General features: G+C 45.3%; 11 protein-coding genes, 2 tRNA genes and 3 rRNA genes. 7 read left to right on the top strand and 9 right to left on the bottom strand.

Annotated elements, in window-relative coordinates; genetic code table 11:
* The first annotated feature begins 14 nt into the window (after window positions 1-14).
* Together glpK and SOI82_RS04760 are read left to right on the top strand one after the other, a co-directional pair.
* Window positions 15-1520: a glycerol kinase GlpK gene (glpK, locus tag SOI82_RS04755; protein WP_320668221.1), complete on the top strand. Its 1506-nt coding sequence runs from the start codon at window positions 15-17 to the stop codon at window positions 1518-1520.
* Window positions 1513-3078, top strand: a complete 1566-nt coding sequence (locus tag SOI82_RS04760; RefSeq protein ID WP_320668222.1) for a glycerol-3-phosphate dehydrogenase/oxidase — start codon at window positions 1513-1515, stop codon at window positions 3076-3078. Before glpK ends, SOI82_RS04760 begins: the two co-directional genes overlap by 8 nt.
* Window positions 3079-3106: 28 nt before the next feature.
* On the opposite strand, the gene SOI82_RS04765 is transcribed toward SOI82_RS04760, so the two are convergent.
* Entirely contained in the window at window positions 3107-4765 is a 1659-nt protein-coding gene (locus tag SOI82_RS04765) for an alpha-amylase family protein (protein ID WP_320668223.1), read from the bottom strand.
* Between the two features lie 84 nt (window positions 4766-4849).
* Between SOI82_RS04765 and SOI82_RS04770 the strand changes: the two genes are divergently transcribed.
* Together SOI82_RS04770 and SOI82_RS04775 are read left to right on the top strand one after the other, a co-directional pair.
* A complete protein-coding gene (locus SOI82_RS04770; RefSeq protein ID WP_320668224.1) occupies window positions 4850-6208 on the top strand; it encodes an aldehyde dehydrogenase family protein in 1359 nt (452 codons plus the stop codon).
* Window positions 6209-6309: 101 nt separating this feature from the next.
* Window positions 6310-7356: a LysM peptidoglycan-binding domain-containing protein gene (locus SOI82_RS04775; protein ID WP_320668225.1), complete on the top strand. Its 1047-nt coding sequence runs from the start codon at window positions 6310-6312 to the stop codon at window positions 7354-7356.
* A 4-nt stretch (window positions 7357-7360) separates the two neighbouring features.
* Here SOI82_RS04775 and SOI82_RS04780 read toward each other — a convergent pair whose 3' ends face one another.
* Together SOI82_RS04780 and SOI82_RS04785 are read right to left on the bottom strand one after the other, a co-directional pair.
* On the bottom strand, window positions 7361-8869 hold the full coding sequence (locus SOI82_RS04780) for a RecQ family ATP-dependent DNA helicase (RefSeq protein ID WP_320668226.1): 1509 nt from the start codon (window positions 8867-8869) through the stop codon (window positions 7361-7363).
* 55 nt (window positions 8870-8924) lie between these two features.
* Window positions 8925-9971 carry a hypothetical protein gene (locus tag SOI82_RS04785; protein ID WP_320668227.1) on the bottom strand — a complete coding sequence of 349 codons (1047 nt, stop codon included), beginning with the start codon at window positions 9969-9971 and terminating at the stop codon, window positions 8925-8927.
* 131 nt (window positions 9972-10102) lie between these two features.
* Between SOI82_RS04785 and SOI82_RS04790 the strand changes: the two genes are divergently transcribed.
* Window positions 10103-10315 carry a photosystem I reaction center subunit IV gene (locus SOI82_RS04790; protein ID WP_320668228.1) on the top strand — a complete coding sequence of 71 codons (213 nt, stop codon included), beginning with the start codon at window positions 10103-10105 and terminating at the stop codon, window positions 10313-10315.
* Window positions 10316-10325: 10 nt separating this feature from the next.
* Window positions 10326-11201 (top strand): DNA-formamidopyrimidine glycosylase, encoded by an 876-nt coding sequence (locus SOI82_RS04795; protein ID WP_320668229.1) that lies wholly within the window; start codon window positions 10326-10328, stop codon window positions 11199-11201.
* A 205-nt stretch (window positions 11202-11406) separates the two neighbouring features.
* On the opposite strand, the gene rrf is transcribed toward SOI82_RS04795, so the two are convergent.
* The 5 genes from rrf to SOI82_RS04820 form a co-directional block, all read right to left on the bottom strand.
* A 5S ribosomal RNA gene (gene rrf, locus SOI82_RS04800) occupies window positions 11407-11523 on the bottom strand.
* Window positions 11524-11635: 112 nt separating this feature from the next.
* Window positions 11636-14511: ribosomal RNA gene (locus tag SOI82_RS04805) — 23S ribosomal RNA — on the bottom strand.
* Window positions 14512-15006: 495 nt separating this feature from the next.
* Window positions 15007-15079: transfer RNA gene (locus SOI82_RS04810), tRNA-Ala, on the bottom strand.
* A 9-nt stretch (window positions 15080-15088) separates the two neighbouring features.
* Window positions 15089-15162, bottom strand: a tRNA-Ile gene (locus SOI82_RS04815).
* 178 nt (window positions 15163-15340) lie between these two features.
* Window positions 15341-16825: ribosomal RNA gene (locus SOI82_RS04820) — 16S ribosomal RNA — on the bottom strand.
* Together the 16S, 23S and 5S rRNA genes with 2 tRNA genes alongside form the textbook arrangement of a ribosomal RNA operon.
* A gap of 696 nt (window positions 16826-17521) precedes the next feature.
* On the opposite strand from SOI82_RS04820, the gene SOI82_RS04825 reads away from it, so the two are divergent.
* Window positions 17522-18976, top strand: coding sequence for a glycoside hydrolase 100 family protein (locus SOI82_RS04825; protein ID WP_320668230.1), 1455 nt, complete (start codon window positions 17522-17524; stop codon window positions 18974-18976).
* A 16-nt stretch (window positions 18977-18992) separates the two neighbouring features.
* On the opposite strand, the gene petD is transcribed toward SOI82_RS04825, so the two are convergent.
* Entirely contained in the window at window positions 18993-19475 is a 483-nt protein-coding gene (petD, locus tag SOI82_RS04830; protein WP_320668231.1) for a cytochrome b6-f complex subunit IV, read from the bottom strand.
* Between the last annotated feature and the right edge of the window lie 37 nt (window positions 19476-19512).

Consider the following 19512-nt stretch of genomic DNA (forward strand, 5'->3'; position numbering starts at 1 on the left):
TAAAAACAAAAGCCATGGCTAATCAGCCACTCCTTTTAGCTCTTGATCAGGGTACTAGCAGTTCAAGAGCCGCAGTTTTTAATCCTTCTGGTCAACTAATCGCTAGTTTCAGTTCTCCTCTCAAGATTGAATATCCTGCAGATGGATGGGTCCAGCAGGATCCAAGGGATATCTGGATCAGTCAACAAGAAGCCATGAAAGGGTTAGAAGACTCGCTAACTCCAGAGCAGAGAGATTCTGTAGTCACCTGTGGTATTACCAACCAACGTGAAACAACAGTGCTCTGGAGAAGAAGTAACAGTGAACCTTGTGGGCCAGCACTAGTTTGGCAAGACGGAAGGACTGCTGATATATGTTCTGAGTGGAAAAGGAATGGACTGGAAAAAGAATGGAAACACCGCACTGGCCTACTACTTGACCCATATTTCAGCGCAAGCAAGATTCGCTGGCTTTTGCTCAATGAACCAGAAGCGGCAAAAGCTCTTAAAAGTCATGACCTTTGCTTTGGGACAGTAGAAAGCTGGTTACTTTGGCGACTCACTGCAGGGAAAAGTCATTACTCCGACATGAGCAATGCCAGCAGAACACTACTAATGGATCTGGAAAGTTGCTCTTGGGTTGAAGCCTTCTGCGACAAAATTGGATTGCCCATGGATGCTCTGCCAGAACTAGTGCCCTGTCGAGGGGATTTTGGAAAAATCAAATCAGGACTCCCTTTTGAAGGGGTTCCAATACAAGCCTTATTAGGCGACCAGCAAGCAGCTACTCTTGGCCAACTATGTCTAAACAAAGGCGAGGCAAAATGCACTTATGGAACGGGAGCTTTTTTAGTCGTTAATACAGGGAAGGAAATCCATCGATCTGATAATGGGCTGCTAAGCACTCTGGCTTGGACTGATTCCAATGGTTTACCAACATATTGTCTTGAAGGGAGCCTCTTTAATGCTGGAACTGTTGTGCAATGGTTGAGAGACGGGCTACAAATTATCGAAAGTGCTGAACAAGTAAATAAACTCGCAGACGAAGTAGAAGATGCCGCTGGGGTAATGCTTGTACCAGCTTTTACCGGATGGGGAACACCTCACTGGGACCCTTCCGCTCGAGGTTTAATACTTGGACTAACTAGAGATACTCGAAGAGGGCATATTGCTAAAGCGGCTCTTGAGGGCATTGCTCTTTCTGTCGCCACACTGGTTCAAATAGCAGAAGAGTCAATAGGGCATGGGTTAAGTGAGTTAGCAGTTGATGGTGGCGCGGCTGCATCTAATACGTTGTTACAAGCACAAGCAAATAGCACAGGGCTCACAATAAGGCGCCCCGTCAATCTAGAAAGTACTGCGAAAGGTGTCGCCTTATTGGCGGGGCTGCAATCAGGAGTTATTCAAGACCTCACAGACTTAACATCACAAAAGCAACATGGAGCAGAAATCTTCACGCCTAATATGGATTTGCCTACACGAAATAGATGGCGCAAAAACTGGAATGAAGCTGTAAAAAGAAGTTTAAAGTGGCATGAATAATAATCATGTCGATCTTCTAATCATTGGGGCAGGAGCTAGTGGCGCATGCGTGGGCTATGAGGCCTCAAAACGTGGTCTAAAGGTTGCACTACTAGAAGCTGGAGATATTGGAGGAGGAACAAGCTCTAGAAGCACAAAGCTTCTACATGGTGGAGTTCGTTATCTAGAACTAGCATTTAAAACCTTCGACTTAGCTCAGTTAAAATTAGTTCGGGAAGCCTTGCTCGAAAGGGCTTACTGGCTTGAACAAACTCCTTTTCTAGCCAATCGTATTGAATTAGCCCTACCTACAGAAGACTGTTTTTCCAAGTCCTATTACCGAATAGGACTTGGCTTGTACGACATTCTTTCAGGAAGAAAGAATATTGGAACTAGTCGACTGCTTTCCAAAAGCGAGATTGAACAAGCTTTACCCTTGATCAGAGATGGATTAGACGGCGGTGTAGTCTATAGCGATGGTCAGTTTAATGACTCCAGGCTCAATCTTTTATTAGCACTTACTGCAAAAAAAGCAGGAGCAGTAATACGAACACGCTGCAAAGTTATCAAACTGGAGAGTCAAGCGGATGGGAAATTGTGTGGTGCTATTAGCCAAGATTTACATGGGGAACAAGAAAGGTGGGAAGCTGGCGCAGTTGTAAATGCAACAGGCATCAATGTTGATGCTGTTCGCCAATTAGCTGATCCAAATATTGCTCCACGAATTCTTGTCAGTAGAGGTGTTCACCTAGTTCTAAAAGAAAACCTTTGCCCTAATGAGACTGGTTTGATATTGCCAGCTACCGATGATGGCAGAGTCTTATTCCTACTACCTTTCTTTGGCTATACACAGGTTGGGACAACAGATACTCCATGCAATATCAAAACAGCTCAAAAAACATCAGATGAAGAACAGGAGTACTTAATAAAATATATAAAGCGCTGGTTCCCAAGACTAAAAAAAACGACTATTGGTAGTGCTTGGGCAGGAGGGCGACCTCTTCTTAAGTCAACACAAGAAGGAATCTCTAGTAGTCGTGTCGTAAGGGAACATGAAGTAGAAATCATGCCTTGCGGATTAATTAGTGCCATGGGAGGGAAGTGGACCACATGCCGACAAATAGCACTAGACACCCTCAAAGCAGTAGAAGCTGTGTTAGGAAAACCACTACCACCGCCTCGACATTTACCTATTATTGGCTCAAGAGAAAACCTGAAAGCAACAACTACTTTAATAGTTGAACAAAAAAAGCAACTAAAACAATATCTTCCGAAGTCTGAGCTACAAGCCAAGCAAATTGTTCATCTTCAATCACAATATGGACTTGAAGCACTCTCAATAGTTGCGAACAGTTCCCCAGAAGAGCTCAATCCCCTTAGCCATATAGTCCCCATCTGCCAAGCAGAAATAAAACACGCAATTCACCATGAATTTGCATGTACTCCAACGGATATCCTTGCACGCCGATGCAGGCTTGCCATGGTTGATTTAGCTGAAGCCCAAAGGCTATTACCTGTTGTGAACAGTCATTTAAAAGCTGAAGGACTTAACGCAGACGCACTAGATCTAGAACAGTGACTTAATCCTCCAAGTGATTAGGCCAATTTCAAGAGACGTCATCATCCTCTACTTCGCCAATTAACCACCAACTAAAGCCATAAGAAGGTAAGTAAACAAACCAATTCTCATCAGCGGGAGGATATTCACAACCCCAGAGGACTTCTCGAGTTCGTAATCCTTTCCATTTACTAAGGTCGAGTCTTAATGAAGCACCAGCACCTGAGAGGTTCGTAGCTATTAGAACAGTCATGCTTCCACTGGACCGAGAATATACAAGGACACTTGGATGAGTTGATTCCAAGATTTCAAAATCTCCACGACGTAAAGCTGGTAATAGTCGGCGGCATGTCAGCATGCGTCGATGCCAATTCAAAAGTGATCCTGGTAATTGCTTTTGAACCTCAACATTGACAACCCGATAGTCGTAGCCAGGCGCAGTAATTGCGGGCAGAACTAGCAAAGGGTCTGGAGCTGATGAGAAGCCACCATTTCTTGCAGAAGTCCAGGCCATCGGTGTGCGATTTGGATCTCTATCTCTCAATCCAGGCCAATCTCCCATACCAAGCTCATCTCCGTAATAAACACAAGGCATTCCAGGAAGGCTATACAGCAGAGCATGAAGCAAGCGGTTCGCCCGAGGGTCACCATTTAACAAAGGAGCCAATCGACGATTTATCCCCCAATTCAGCCAGTGTCCATGTCCCTCATGCAAGCCAGAACGAATTGTCTGAATCACATCTTGTGGAACCAAGTGACCATCACCTAACCAAAGCTCGTCATGATTACGTAGAGGTAATGCCCAGCGACATCCAGGAACAACCTTTTGAGCATTCTCAAGACAAACTTGCAACTTCTTACAATTTCCACTGGCGATTGCTGCAAAAAGATGTGCAGTCAGAGAAAAATTGAATGCGCCATGTAATTCATCGTCGGCAAGGTATGGGGCTGCCTCATTAACAGGTTGAATAGCCTCTGCTAGAAGCAAAACATCTCGACCTTTACCTTCAACTCTTTGACGAACTTTACGTAGAAAAGCATGAGTTTCTGGTAACCCTTCACAACGAGTACCCTCAGATTCAAAAAGGAATGGCACAGCATCTAAACGAAACCCATCGACTCCTCTGTCTAACCAAAAATCAACCACACCAAGCATTTGATCTTGAACCCAAGGGTTCTCATAATTCAAATCAGGTTGATGCCTCAGGAATCGATGCAAGTAATACTGCTCTGCAACCTCATCCCACTCCCAATTAGAAGACTCAAACTTCCGAAACAATACTGGGGCATGAGAATAGCGGTTGGGATAATCACTCCAAACATAAACATCTCTTTCTGTGCTGCCTTTTGGAGCCCAACGAGCCCTTTGAAACCATGGATGAAGGTGACTAGTGTGATTAAGAACAAGGTCAAGGATTACTCTGATCCCCTGATCATGGGCAGCTGTCAGGAACCGATGAAATGCCGCCAAATCTCCCAGCTCAGGATGAATACTTTTGAAATCGGTAATGTCATAACCACCGTCTTGCAATGGGGAAGGGTATATAGGAGTCAGCCAGATCGCTTCTACTCCCAACCAACGCAAATAACTAAGCCGGCTTGATAAACCTTGAAGATCTCCTATCCCATCACCATCACCATCCGCAAAGCTGCGAGGAATTAGCTGATAAATCACAGCACCCTCCCACCAAGAACTTCTTGCAGCCATTAACGCCCAATCATCAAGCCCCTTAACTACTGCTACACAAACATCGCAATGTCGTCAGCCCCTTCCTTAAAAAAAGAATTGATAATGAATGAACTCCGCATGCCAATTCTTACAGGGCAAACAAGGCCTGAAAGTTGGCGGCGAATACAGCTAGAACGCTTCAGCGCCTTGCTGGAGGGCAATGAAACCGAAATAATTCAGGCGTTAAATAAAGATCTAGGGAAACCACCAACTGAAGCTTTTTTTGAAATCATTGCACTAAGGCAAGAGTTAAAAGTAGTCCAGAAGAACCTCACCAAATGGATGCGCCCAAAAAATGTGCATGTGCCCCTCTCTCTCAAGCCTGGTGAAGCAATGGTAAAACTGGAACCTTTAGGGTGTGTACTAATAATTGGCCCGTGGAACTATCCCTTTTCTCTCACTCTTCAACCACTGATAAGCGCATTAGCAGCAGGGAATACAGCTATTCTTAAGCCCTCAGAACACGCTCCAGCGACATCAAAATTAATCGCAGACCTTGTCGGCAAATATTTACCCTCAAATATTGTGAGAGTTGTTCAAGGGGATGGGAAAGTCGCCGCAAATCTTTTGGAACAACCTTTCGATCACATTTTCTTTACTGGTGGTGGAAAGATCGGAAAGAAAGTCATGGCTGCTGCTTCGAAGCACTTAACACCTGTAACTCTTGAACTAGGTGGTAAAAGTCCAGCCATAGTTATTGAAGGTGCCGATTTAAAAGTCACTGCTAGACGTCTTGTTTGGGGGAAAGGACTTAATGCAGGTCAAACATGTATAGCTCCTGATCATTTACTTTTGCAAAAGCAATTAAAAGGCATTCTTCTAAATGAAATGGAAAATGCGATTAAAGAATTTTATGGCGCTAATCCTCTAACCTCACAACATCTAGGAAAAATCGTTAATAGTAGCCAATACACAAGGCTCAAAAACCTTCTTGTTAATGCAAAAGCAAAAGGACAAATTCTTTTTGGTGGCGAGTTTGACGATCAATCAAGATGCATCACACCAACCCTAATTGAAGTTAAAAGCATTGATGATCCATTAATGGCAGAAGAATTATTCGGCCCATTAATGCCGATTATTAGTATCAGCAACTTACAAGAAGCCATTAATAACATCAATAGCCAGCCTCGTCCTCTAGCCCTTTATATGTTTGGAGGATCGACTCAAGAGCAACAAAAGCTTGTAGACCAAACAAGCTCAGGTGGAGTTTGCTTTAACGATGTAGTAATGCAAGCAGGTGTTCCAGAATTGCCCTTTGGAGGTGTAGGAGCAAGCGGAATGGGTCAATACCATGGAAAAGCAGGCTTTGAAACTTTTTCACACCAAAAATCAATTTTAAAAAGACCTTTTTGGATGGATATAAAGTTCCGCTACCCCCCATACAGCATGAATATCTCAATGCTCAAAAGACTTCTTGGCTAAAAGTCGACAACTAAACATATCAAACAGAGCATGAAAGATCCTTTTCAAGGGCTGGCGTATTTATAGAAGGGTCTTATGTTTCGTCAAGCGTTTAGGTACTGATGATACGCGCCATTTTTGCCGCAATTACTTTGATATCTCTAACCTCGTTCTCCTCTGCTGCAAGAGAAGTTACTGTCATGCCCGGAGAAACGCTCTCAGAGATAGCAGAGAGATACAAAATATCAACAAAATCTTTAAAGCTACTCAATGGCATTAACAATCCCACCAAATTACAAGCAGGTACCAAGCTAAAACTTCCAGACAATTCCTACTTTCAAGTAAACACACAGAAAAAAATTCATAAGGTTCAAAGCGGAGAAACACTCAGCACAATTGCAAATAAGTACGGACTCACACAAGATGACCTTACTACTCTAAACAATATTAGAAGTCCTGATCATTTATATGTTGATCAAAATATTCAGATTCCCTCCCCTCAAAGCTGGAAGGAGGAAAAATTAAAAACTGTCCATAAAGTAGTTGCAGGAGATACTCTTAATACAATCGCTGCGCAATACAACAAAAACCAGGAAGAGCTTAAATCAATTAATGGTCTGACAGATGCTAATTATTTATATGTAGGTCAAAATATTAAACTTTATCAAACCAGAGCTAAGGGAAGTGGTCAAAAAAGATTAAGCAATAATCAATTATTCAAGGCGAATCAATATCACATTGTCAAGCAAGGAGAAAGTCTTGCATTAATAGCTAAAAAATATAATATTTCATTAGATAATTTGGCGAATTTTAATAATATAAAAAACCCAAATGAGCTGCAACTAGGAACTAGACTCTTATTAAAAATCAACTCAGGACAACTCCAAAAACTCGCAAGCAACACTTACAAGGAAGAAATTGTTGGAGAATCTCAATGGCGCAAATATGGCCCACTTCAAATCGATTGGTCAAATTGGAAAGTAATGGATGGAAGCCATGTGGCTCCTACTCTTCATCAAAGTGGCCAGGCTCTATATTTAGCAGTTAACTGCTCATTCCGTAAGCTTAATGCAACAGGAATAGATGGGGCCTGGAATCATTGGATTTCTCCTCAGGAGAACTTCGAGCGAAACTTAATCAATGATCTTTGCCTTACAAGAGAAGGCTAAAGTATTAGTTTATATCTTTACATTCAAAATACCTCAAAGCCCAAGGCTCTTTCAAAAATTGTCTCCCACTTTCGCGAATAGAAAGCGTCTGAAAACCATCATTACTCTCTCGAATCAGCTCATCTTGAACCAATCTTCTCGCTAGCCATCCCCAACGATCTTCTTTATTTCCTTCTTGATTGGAAAGACTATGGACAAGGCTATGAATATCTAATTTTTTACTATTCTCGAGAGCGTCCAATAAAACAATAGCTTTATCAGACCAATTTTTAAGTGTAGTTGTGCAATTACAGCGATCACAACGCCCGCAAGGATGGGCTAGTTCACCTACAGCCAAGAGAAGTGCTTGCTCCAAGCATGAATTGCCTTCTGCAATAGCTTCCATTCTTCTCAATTGTTGCTGCGCTATTTCAAGTCTCTGCTTTTGAGTCGCAACCTCCGTACATTCACTACTTTGAGCAGCAGAGGACTTAATTGCCCAACCAAGTCGGATTCGATCACCAGGCGAAAACCAAACAACACAATTAGCTGGAAGTCCATCGCGACCAGCCCTGCCAGATTGCTGAAGGTAACCCTCTGGGGTAGAGGGTAAGTCCAAATGAAGAACTAGTCCTACATCTCTTCTGTCAACTCCCATCCCAAAGGCAACTGTTGCAACAAGAACTGGCTTTTCTTTCTCTAGGAAATATGTAAGTGCTTGCTCTCGTGAATAACTATCCAGCCCAGCATGATAAGGAATTGCTTCAATCCCAGCCACTTGTAAAGCTGTTGCCCAACGTTCAACTGACCTACGGGTTCTGGCATATATCAAGGCAGCCCCTCGAGCTTTTTTTAAGATTTCCAAAATATCTGGGAGAGGTTCCTTAGCACGTCTACTCATCGAGTAGCGAAGATTATTCCGTTGAGCAGAGCAAACCTGTACTAATGGCTTACGCAGATTAAGAAGATGAATAATGTCGGCTCTAACCTGAGGACCAGCAGTAGCAGTCAGTGCTACTACTGGTGTGCAAGGGCATAGCATTCGAAGCTCACCAAGCCTTCTGTAATCAGGCCTAAAATCATGTCCCCAGGCGCTAATGCAATGCGCTTCATCAATGGCAAAAGCAACAATTTGATTCTGTGCTGCTTTCTTTTCCAAGAATTTTCTAATCAATCTTCCCTGGAGCCTTTCCGGCGCCAAATAGAGAAGACGTAAACGTTCATCTATCAAAACTCTCAAACTATCTTTTTGGCTATCTGGGTCTAATCCTGCATGCAAGCAAAGAGCTGGTATACCTCGCCTATTGAGCTGTTTGACTTGGTCTTGCATTAGTGCCACTAAAGGAGAAATAACTACAACAAGGCTTTGACGAATCAATGCTGGTAGTTGATAACACAACGACTTTCCCCCACCTGTAGGCAATACAGCCAAGGCATCCTGTCCTGCCAAAATCGCTTCTACAACTGAACGTTGACCAGGTTTAAAAGACTCCCATCCATAATAATTCCGTAACGCCGAAGTCAGTGAATCCAAAAAGCGCCACAAACAGAATCCAAAAGATAGCCAGTAAATTTGGAAAGAACCAGGCCTAAGATTCAGTCAATTGAGGTGGTTCTAACTGGTCAGCGGCTTCTTCAACAATCTGCAATCGAACTTTCTTCCCACCTGAAAGTTCCCCAAGCGACACGCGCATTGTTGATCCACTCAGAGTTTGTAAAGCGTCTAAAACATCTCGCAAATAAGGAGTACTACTACCACTTTCTAACCAAAGTCTTTCCTGAAGGCCCGTTAATCGGCGCCATGAGGTATGAAGCTTAAGAACAGATGCCTCGATGGACTGAGCCTGACCACATGCATCTGCCAACAACCCCAATGCATCAAGCCTTTTAGCTTCCTCCATGGCTTTTTCTAAATTCACATTTTCAACCTGAAAAGCCCTCACAGACAGCGATGCATCAAGTGATTTACTAATCCAACGAGCCGTACTGGTTACATCTTTAATGCAGTCAATCTCAGGCTCATCTCTCAAAACTTTGCGTAAATCTTCTTGCTGAGGCTCAGGCAGCTTTGACAATTCTTTGACCAATGGAGCAACAACTCTTGGCGGTAACAAATTCGACTGCGTCTTTTCACGTATTTCTTCTGGCAGAAGGGGACTAGTTGCTGAAGTGAACTCATCAGAAAGCCGACGAACCTGTTTCCTAGTAATTTCCTGTCCTTCATTAGCTGCTTCAGAAATCATCTGCTGCACTTCTGGTGCAGCAAGAGCCGTTTCAATAAAGGCTCTCTTTGAAAAATTGTTGACACTTTTTTCAGCAAGCATTCCTTCACCAACCAGATCATCAGCAGAATCAGCTAATTGAATCAATCCATATGCACGAGTTTTACTTATATCTCTTTCTCTCAACCATTGCAAAAAACCTGCTCCACGTCCTTCTCCACCTCGTTTTTCCCGATCTCTAACTACGCGCAAAATTCTCCCTCTCCATATCTCAGTCTGCAAATCAAAGCGATCACATACAGCCCAAGCCCTCTCAAGTTGAGCTAAAAACTCAACATGATTCAGATCATCCCTGTCTGGATCAGGCAAATCTAATTGCAGCAATGAAGGGTCAGGAATAAGTGTCGATCTCACAAAAACACATTGAAGAAGAAACGGATGCTGTCACAGAGTCAGGCCACAGCGACGACATTCTGTGACGCTAAATCGAACACACACCTTTGCAGCGATAACCTGGGTAATGAAGTGCTTTATACAAACCAGCAATGGCGGTATCCAAAGGTCAGCAGGTGCGCATCAAGCGTCCGGAGTCTTACTGGTACAACGAGGTAGGCACAGTAGTTTCAGTAGTATCTGAAGGTGGTGGAAAGTACCCTGTCACTGTCCGCTTTAAAAAAGTGGACTACAAGGTTTACAGCGGTGTAGACGGTGGAACCAGCACCTCCAACTATGCTGAATCAGAATTAGAAGCGGTCTAAGTTACCTCTTTTGCCTGAATTACCTGAAGTCGAGACGGTCCGTAAAGGGTTAAATGATCGTCTCGCGGATTTTTGTATTGAGCGTTTAGAAGTTTGTAGAGAACGTGCAATTGCTAGCCAAGGAGGCTCTAAGAAGTTCATCAAAAAGATGAGAGGTAATTTTGTTGGGGACTGGCAAAGACGTGGTAAATATCTAATCGCATCTATGCATAGAGAGCAGCTGAAAGATCAGAAAAAAATAGATCTTTCTTCTCTTTGTGGTTGGTGGGGAGTTCATCTTAGGATGACAGGGCAGTTTCAATTACATCAAAAAGAAATCCCTGCTTGTCCTCATACAAGAGTGCGCTTTTGGAATAAAGAAGGTTCTGAACTTCGTTTTGTAGACGTCCGTAGCTTTGGACAAATGTGGTGGATAGACCCAGAAAGTACTCCAGAAAAAGTGATGTCTGGGCTAAGAAATCTTGGTCCAGAGCCTTTTAGTAAGAATTTTAATGCTTGTTACCTAAAACAACGGTTAGAAGGTAAAAGTCGCTCTATTAAATCAGCCCTATTAGATCAATCTTTAGTCGCTGGAACAGGTAATATATATGCCGACGAAAGCCTTTTTGATGCAGGGATACTACCACAAAAAAAATCAGGACAACTGAAGGAATTAGAGCTTGAAAAATTGTGCAAAAGCCTAATAAAAGTACTGAGAATAAGCATCGGGAAAGGAGGCACTACCTTCAGTGACTTTCGAGACTTAGAAGGTGTCAATGGCAAATATGGTGGAGAGGCCTGGGTATACCGACGAAACAAAAAGCCTTGTCGCAAATGTGGAGCGATAATTCAAAGAGAAAAGCTTTCAGGGAGAAGCACGCACTGGTGTCCAAGATGCCAAATGTAAGGGAAGGTTGGCTTGAAATATAAAAAGATAAGTCTGATAACACTTTTAGATCAAATATAAAACGATATATAGAATACGAATGAACCTAGACAGATAAAAATTACAATAAATAATTCAAGTCAAAAGAACAAAAAAAACCTCCTAAATAGGAGGTTTTTTTTGTTCTAATAAACTAAAGAATAAAGAACTTTGAAGGGAATGTTTTACCTGGCATTGAGCTATTTTCTCAGGGGGCTACCCCCCAAATATTTTCGCCGCTGATGCGTTTCACAACCGAGTTCGAGATGGATCGGAGTGGGTCCACATCGCCATGAACACCAGGATATTTAAAGTCCCAAGGAGTGAGCCTTGAGAACTGCATAGATTTGTGAGGGTTCAAAAAAGAACCTATGTCTGAATTAAATAAAAACCACCTTTTGATTAAGAGCAAAGATATGGTCAAGCCCTCGGTCTATTAGTACTCCTCCGCTGCACCTGTTACCAGGCTTCCACGTAGAGCCTATCAACGGGTGTTCTTCCCGTGACCTTACTGGCTTATGCCATGGGAATACTCATCTTGAGGTGGGCTTCCCACTTAGATGCTTTCAGCGGTTATCCACTCCGCACATGGCTACCCAGCGTTTACCGTTGGCACGATAACTGGTACACCAGAGGTGCGTTCCTCCCGGTCCTCTCGTACTAGGGAGAAATCCTCTCAATATTCCTGCGCGTACACCGGATATGGACCGAACTGTCTCACGACGTTCTGAACCCAGCTCGCGTACCGCTTTAATGGGCGAACAGCCCAACCCTTGGGACCGACTTCAGCCCCAGGTTGCGATGAGCCGACATCGAGGTGCCAAACCTCCCCGTCGATGTGAACTCTTGGGGGAGATCAGCCTGTTATCCCTAGAGTAACTTTTATCCGTTGAGCGACGGCCCTTCCACGCAGAACCGTCGGATCACTAAGGCCGACTTTCGTCCCTGTTCGACTTGTAGGTCTCACAGTCAAGCTCCCTTCTGCCTTTGCACTCGACGACTGATTTCCAACCAGCCTGAGGGAACCTTTGCACGCCTCCGTTACCTTTTAGGAGGCGACCGCCCCAGTCAAACTGCCCACCTGATACTGTCCGCTCCCCGGATGACGGGTGAGCGTTAGAACCCTAGCTCTGAAAGAGTGGTATCTCACCATTGACTCAGTAATACCCGCGAGCACTACTTCAACGTCTCCCACCTATCCTGCGCATTCAGAGCCCGGGCACAATACCAAGCTGCAGTAAAGCTTCATAGGGTCTTTCTGTCCGGGTGTACGTAGTCCGCATCTTCACAGACAATTCTATTTCGCCGAGCCTCTCTCCGAGACAGCGCCCAGATCGTTACGCCTTTCGTGCGGGTCGGAACTTACCCGACAAGGAATTTCGCTACCTTAGGACCGTTATAGTTACGGCCGCCGTTCACCGGGGCTTCAGTCGCCAGCTTCGCTTACGCTGACCGGCTTCCTTAACCTTCCGGCACTGGGCAGGCGTCAGCCCCCATACATCGTCTTGCGACTTAGCGGAGACCTGTGTTTTTGGTAAACAGTCGCCTGGGCCTCTTCACTGCGACCAGCTCTCGCTGGCACCCCTTCTCCCGAAGTTACGGGGCCATTTTGCCGAGTTCCTTAGAGAGAGTTATCTCGCGCCCCTCGGTATTCTCTACCACCCCACCTGTGTCGGTTTCGGGTACTGGCAGTTATGTCTTAACGGGTATAGGGCTTTTCTTGGAAGCATGACATCACCAACTTCGCTGCCGTAGCAGCTCGTACTCGTGCCTCAGCTCAGAACGTTTTCTCCGCTCCTCAACGCCTCGAACACTTGAACCAGTAACCAACATCTGGCTTGGCTAGCCTTCTCCGTCCCCCTTCCCAAAACACAACCGGTACAGGAATGTTGACCTGTTGTCCATCGACTACGCCTTTCGGCCTGACCTTAGGTCCAGACTAACCCTCCGCGGACGAGCCTGCCGGAGGAACCCTTAGGGTTTCGGGGCATGGGATTCTCACCCATGTTTTCGCTACTCAAGCCGACATTCTCACTTCCATGCAGTCCACGCCCGCTTACGCTAACGCTTCACCCCACATGGAACGCTCCCCTACCATTTAACAAGTTAAATCCGCAGCTTCGGTACAACACTTAGCCCCGTTCATTTTCGGCGCAGGATCGCTCGACCAGTGAGCTATTACGCACTCCTTTGAGGATGGCTGCTTCTAGGCAAACCTCCTGGTTGTCTGGGCAATCCCACCTCCTTTATCACTTAGTGTTGATTTTGGGACCTTAGCTGGCGGTCTGGGCTGTTTCCCTTTCGACTATGGAGCTTATCCCCCACAGTCTGACTGCCTAGTTACACACAGGGTATTCAGAGTTCATCTCGATTTGGTACCGCTCTCGCAGCCCGCACCGAAATGGTGGCTTTACCCCCCTGCTGGAGCACTAGACGCTACGCCTCAACGTATTTCGGGGAGAACCAGCTAGCTCCGGGTTCGATTGGCATTTCACCCCTAACCACAGCTCATCCGCTGATTTTTCAACATCAGTCGGTTCGGACCTCCACTTGGTATCACCCAAGCTTCATCCTGGCCATGGTTAGATCACCCGGGTTCGGGTCTATAAACACTGACAAACGCCCTATTCAGACTCGCTTTCGCTATGGCTCCACCATTTCCGGTTTAACCCGCCAGTGCCTATAAGTCGCCGGCTCATTCTTCAACAGGCACACGGTCACCCGATAAGTCGGGCTCCCATTGCTTGTAAGCTCACGGTTTCATGTTCTATTTCACTCCCCTCCAGGGGTTCTTTTCACCTTTCCCTCGCGGTACTGTTGCGCTATCGGTCACACAGGAGTACTTAGCCTTACGAGGTGGTCCTCGCGGATTCACACGGAATTTCACGTGCTCCGTGCTACTCGGGATACAGCTAGGCCAACTCTCCTTTCGATTACGGGGCTTTCACCCTCTATGGCGCGCCATTCAAACGCTTCTTCTAGGTTTGTTGGTCCACAATGCTGTCCCACAACCCCGATAGTCGAAACTATCGGTTTAGGCTCTTCCCCGTTCGCTCGCCGCTACTTAGGGAGTCGTTTTTACTTTCCTTTCCTCCAGCTACTAAGATGTTTCAGTTCGCTGGGTTGGCTCGTACCAGCCTATGGATTCAGCTGGTCGTTCTAGGGGTTGCCCCATTCGGAAATTCCCGGATCAAAGCGTGCTTCCAGCTCCCCGAGACTTATCGCAGGTAACTACGTCCTTCATCGCCTCTGTGTGCCAAGGTATCCACCGTGAGCCCTTTGTAGCTTGACCATTAATCTCTAAAACGCCATATGTTGTTAACACTGTTTTCTTTAATTTTGTAGTGTTAATTTAGAATCAAGCAATTGAGAAAATACACAATTACTTAAGTCCAAAAATCAAAATTAAAAATCCAACTCTCAATGTAATAAATACAAAGAAAGAACGTTATAGAGTCTCAGCTCTTGCTCAAGAATTAAACATTATAATTTAAAATAAATCTATTACTCCCAATTGTTTTAGGAGCTTCTAAATCTATTTCAAAAAACAATGCATCCATGAGATGCTTTATTTTTTCCAGACTCACTCTATGCAGTTGTCAAGGTTCTACTGAAGATCTCTGCAAAACAATAATGTGAATTGCAGGGAGCCCAGCATCTTATCAAAAATACTAAAAATAAGAATCCTTAGTGGAATGACAAGAAGCTAGGTTCTTTAACTGAGAATAAATTCTAGATCACAACAAACAAAGTTCTCCTTGAACTTCGTTATCAAAAGGTCGATCAGTGGAGGTAAGCGGACTCGAACCGCTGACATCCTGCTTGCAAAGCAGGCGCTCTACCAACTGAGCTATACCCCCAACACCGAATGGGCCATCCTGGACTTGAACCAGGGACCTCACCCTTATCAGGGGTGCGCTCTAACCACCTGAGCTAATGGCCCAGGAGTACCCTTGTTGGGTGTGACCTAGACAAAGTTTAGGAACTGATTCTAATGATTTTAAAAGCTAATAAATTTCACTTTCAAGATAGTAAAATGAGGTACCGATCGACCTAAGGTGACAGGATTAAGGCCTAAAAATAAAAAGATTCAGACATCTTAATCAGTTTTTGTCTCCCTGTTAGGAGGTGATCCAGCCGCACCTTCCGGTACGGCTACCTTGTTACGACTTCACCCCAGTCATTAGCCCCACCTTCGGCGTCCTCCTCCACAAGGGTTGGAGTAACGACTTCGGGCGTGGCCAACTTCCATGGTGTGACGGGCGGTGTGTACAAGGCCCGGGAACGTATTCACCGCAGTATGCTGACCTGCGATTACTAGCGATTCCTCCTTCACGTAGGCGAGTTGCAGCCTACGATCTGAACTGAGCCACGGTTTATGGGATTTGCTTGCCCTCGCGAGTTCGCTGCCCTTTGTCCGTAGCATTGTAGTACGTGTGTAGCCCAGGATGTAAGGGGCATGATGACTTGACGTCGTCCACACCTTCCTCCGGTTTATCACCGGCGGTCTCTCTAGAGTGCCCAACTGAATGCTGGCAACTAAAAACGTGGGTTGCGCTCGTTGCGGGACTTAACCCAACATCTCACGACACGAGCTGACGACAGCCATGCACCACCTGTCACTGCGTTCCCGAAGGCACCCTCTAATTTCTTAGAGGTTCGCAGGATGTCAAACCCTGGTAAGGTTCTTCGCGTTGCATCGAATTAAACCACATACTCCACCGCTTGTGCGGGCCCCCGTCAATTCCTTTGAGTTTCACACTTGCGTGCGTACTCCCCAGGCGGAACACTTAACGCGTTGGCTACGACACCGAGGGGGTCGATTCCCCCGACACCTAGTGTTCATCGTTTACGGCCAGGACTACAGGGGTATCTAATCCCTTTCGCTCCCCTGGCTTTCGTCCATGAGCGTCAGTTATGGCCCAGCAGAGCGCCTTCGCCACTGGTGTTCTTCCCGATATCTACGCATTTCACCGCTACACCGGGAATTCCCTCTGCCCCTACCACACTCAAGCCCAACAGTTTCCACTGCCTTGATGGAGTTAAGCTCCACGTTTTAACAGCAGACTTGAAAGGCCGCCTGCGGACGCTTTACGCCCAATAATTCCGGATAACGCTTGCCACTCCCGTATTACCGCGGCTGCTGGCACGGAATTAGCCGTGGCTTATTCCTCAAGTACCGTCAGATCTTCTTCCTTGAGAAAAGAGGTTTACAGCCCAGAGGCCTTCATCCCTCACGCGGCGTTGCTCCGTCAGGCTTTCGCCCATTGCGGAAAATTCCCCACTGCTGCCTCCCGTAGGAGTCTGGGCCGTGTCTCAGTCCCAGTGTGGCTGATCATCCTCTCAGACCAGCTACTGATCGAAGCCTTGGTGAGCCATTACCTCACCAACAAGCTAATCAGACGCGGGCTCATCCTCAGGCGAAATTCGTTTCACCTCTCGGCATATGGGGTATTAGCGGCCGTTTCCAGCCGTTATCCCCCTCCTGAGGGCAGATTCCCACGCGTTACTCACCCGTCCGCCACTAACCCGAAGGTTCGTTCGACTTGCATGTGTTAAGCACGCCGCCAGCGTTCATCCTGAGCCAGGATCAAACTCTCCGTAGTAGATCAGGCCCTTTTATAGAGAGTCGATTAAAACTCAACTATTCAGTCTGATTTGCTTATCCTCCTAATGAGCACTGGCGTACTATTAGCAGTATCAGCCTCCTTTCCATATATATAGATAAGGGTTCAAAAGAGTGCACTTAAGAATTTCTTCCTTGTGACTTTCCAGGATCTCAGATCCGGTCGTTTCCTCAACCTGCTACACCTTTTACATTTAAACAAGCCCGTGAAAGCAAAATAAATGCAGTAAACAGATTTTAGAAACTAATTTCTTTTGACGGGACCTCACACTTCTGTCGCATATCTGTCCAAAGAGATAAAGCTTATAAAAGCTCAACTAACAATGAACGCGACAAAAGCGTCAGTTCCTAAACTTTTCAGTTGTCCAGGTTCTGCCATACAACTTCCAAAGATAAGGAAGTCTCAGGCTCTGCGGCCAAACGACCGCATTTAAAACTTACAACACCGGAGGATTTCTCCTTCAAGCTTTGTAAGCGCCCACTGACTTGATTAAGACCTTCGCCTCAAGAAATCGTGGGAGTGCCTCAGGGCTCAGCCCCTTGCACATCCAAATAACTTAGACCATTAAGGGACGCAAGGCAACAAAGATGGCTTAACACTATCTCCAGACTTGCGTAGGCTGCGTAATTGCCCTGCAAGAACTAGCGTTTGGCCATGGAGAATAGGAATTACTAAATGGCTGGACGCTTCAGTCAACAAGACCAAAGAGTACGCCCCAACTCTAATGAAGACCAAGTTATCAAAAGGGCCAAAGAGCATTTCGAGCGCACATTGATCGAAGTTGCAGGAAAAGTTGGGGGAAGTGTGGCGGCACTTGAACATCCCGCAAACAACGATGCACTGAATTACGGAGAGATTTTTCTCCGTGACAACGTGCCAGTCATGATCTACCTCCTTACTCAGAAGCGCTATGACATCGTCAAACATTTCTTAAGTGTTTGCTTAGACCTACAAAGCACTACCTACCAAACTCGAGGAGTTTTTCCTACAAGCTTTGTTGAAGAGCAAGGGGAGTTAATTGCTGACTATGGTCAAAGATCGATAGGTCGTATTACATCTGCAGATGCAAGCCTTTGGTGGCCAATTTTGTGCTGGCTTTATGTAAGAAGAAGTGGAGACGACAGCTTTGGAACAAGTCAACGGGTTCAAAGAGGAGTTCAACTTCTGCTTGATCTAGTCCTTCATCCCACATTTGAAGGCACACCTGTTCTATTTGTTCCTGATTGTGCATTCATGATTGATCGCCCTATGGATGTATGGGGAGCGCCGCTAGAAGTAGAAGTCCTGCTATATGCCTGCCTTCGCAGCTGCATAGAGCTTATGGAACTCAGTCGAAAAAATCAGGTCAGTCGTCTCCTCGATCAAAGGCTTGTATTAACAAGGCAATGGGTCCATGACTTGCGCCAATTCCTACTGAAGCACTATTGGGTTACAAGTAAAACAATGCAGGTCCTTAGAAGAAGACCAACTGAACAATATGGCGAAGATCAGCACCAAAACGAATTCAATGTTCAGCCCCAAGTTGTTCCTTCTTGGCTACAAGACTGGCTAGAAAACCGAGGTGGGTATTTAATCGGCAACATTCGAACCGGTAGACCTGATTTCCGCTTCTATAGCCTTGGAAATTCACTGGCATGCATGTTTGGCGTCCTCACAGCTCCACAGCAAAGGGCTCTTTTTCGGCTTGTTCTTCATAACAGAGAGCATTTAATGGCCCAAATGCCAATGCGAATTTGTCACCCCCCTATGGATGGAGCAGAGTGGCAAAACAAGACTGGATCGGATCCTAAAAATTGGCCTTGGAGTTATCACAATGGAGGGCATTGGCCAAGTCTTCTTTGGTTCTTTGGAGCATCAATAATTCGTCACGAAAAGCGTTATCCACATGCTGACGTATTGCTGATGGGGCAAATGCGAGCACTCCTAGAGGAATGCTATTGGAGTCAACTAAATCAATTACCACGTCAAAAATGGGCCGAGTACTTCGATGGTCCAACCGGAACCTGGGTTGGACAGCAATCAAGGACATACCAAACTTGGACCATTGTGGGGTTTCTCTTGCTGCACCATCTTTTGAGAGTTGCCCCAGAAGATGTATTAATGCTTGATCTTGAAGAGATCATGCCTTAAGAGAAGACAAACAACTTTAAAAAAGGCCTAAAGTCAAGGATTTATCTATGGGCAAGCAGGCACCAATGCCAAGGTAGATAGTAATTAAAGTGCCAAACAAGAAGAAGCTAGTTGCAACTGGCCGTCTAAATGGGTTATAGAACTTGTTAACATTTTCTATAAATGGAATAAGCATTAAGCCCAAAGGTATAAGTGTCTGCAAGGCAATTCCAAGAAGTTTATTTGGCACAACTCTAAGAATTTGAAAAACTGGATATAGATACCACTCTGGAAGAATTTCTAATGGAGTTGCAAAGGGATTCGCTGGCTCACCGAGAATTGCTGGATCTAAAACTGCAAGACCTACAACACATGCAACAGTGCCCAAAATGACCACAGGGAATATATAAAGTAGATCATTTGGCCAGGCAGGCTCACCGTAATAATTGTGCCCCATTCCCTTTGCAAGCTTGGCCCTCAATTTAGGGTCAACAAGATTGGGTTTTTTTAGTGTTGACATGGGTAAAACTAGTCTTTAGGAAGAAAAACAGAAATTA

The organism is Prochlorococcus sp. MIT 1307, assembly GCF_034092395.1.
Classification (GTDB): Bacteria; Cyanobacteriota; Cyanobacteriia; order PCC-6307; family Cyanobiaceae; genus AG-363-K07.

Bases quoted from the DNA above. Each gene is read 5' to 3' on its own strand.
- glpK (WP_320668221.1), top strand. From the start codon at position 15: ATGGCTAATCAGCCACTCCTTTTAGCTCTTGATCAGGGTACTAGCAGT.
- SOI82_RS04760 (WP_320668222.1), top strand. From the start codon at position 1,513: ATGAATAATAATCATGTCGATCTTCTAATCATTGGGGCAGGAGCTAGT.
- SOI82_RS04765 (WP_320668223.1), bottom strand. From the start codon at position 4,765: ATGGCTGCAAGAAGTTCTTGGTGGGAGGGTGCTGTGATTTATCAGCTA.
- SOI82_RS04770 (WP_320668224.1), top strand. From the start codon at position 4,850: ATGAATGAACTCCGCATGCCAATTCTTACAGGGCAAACAAGGCCTGAA.
- SOI82_RS04775 (WP_320668225.1), top strand. From the start codon at position 6,310: ATGATACGCGCCATTTTTGCCGCAATTACTTTGATATCTCTAACCTCG.
- SOI82_RS04790 (WP_320668228.1), top strand. From the start codon at position 10,103: ATGGCGGTATCCAAAGGTCAGCAGGTGCGCATCAAGCGTCCGGAGTCT.
- SOI82_RS04825 (WP_320668230.1), top strand. From the start codon at position 17,522: ATGGCTGGACGCTTCAGTCAACAAGACCAAAGAGTACGCCCCAACTCT.
- petD (WP_320668231.1), bottom strand. From the start codon at position 19,475: ATGTCAACACTAAAAAAACCCAATCTTGTTGACCCTAAATTGAGGGCC.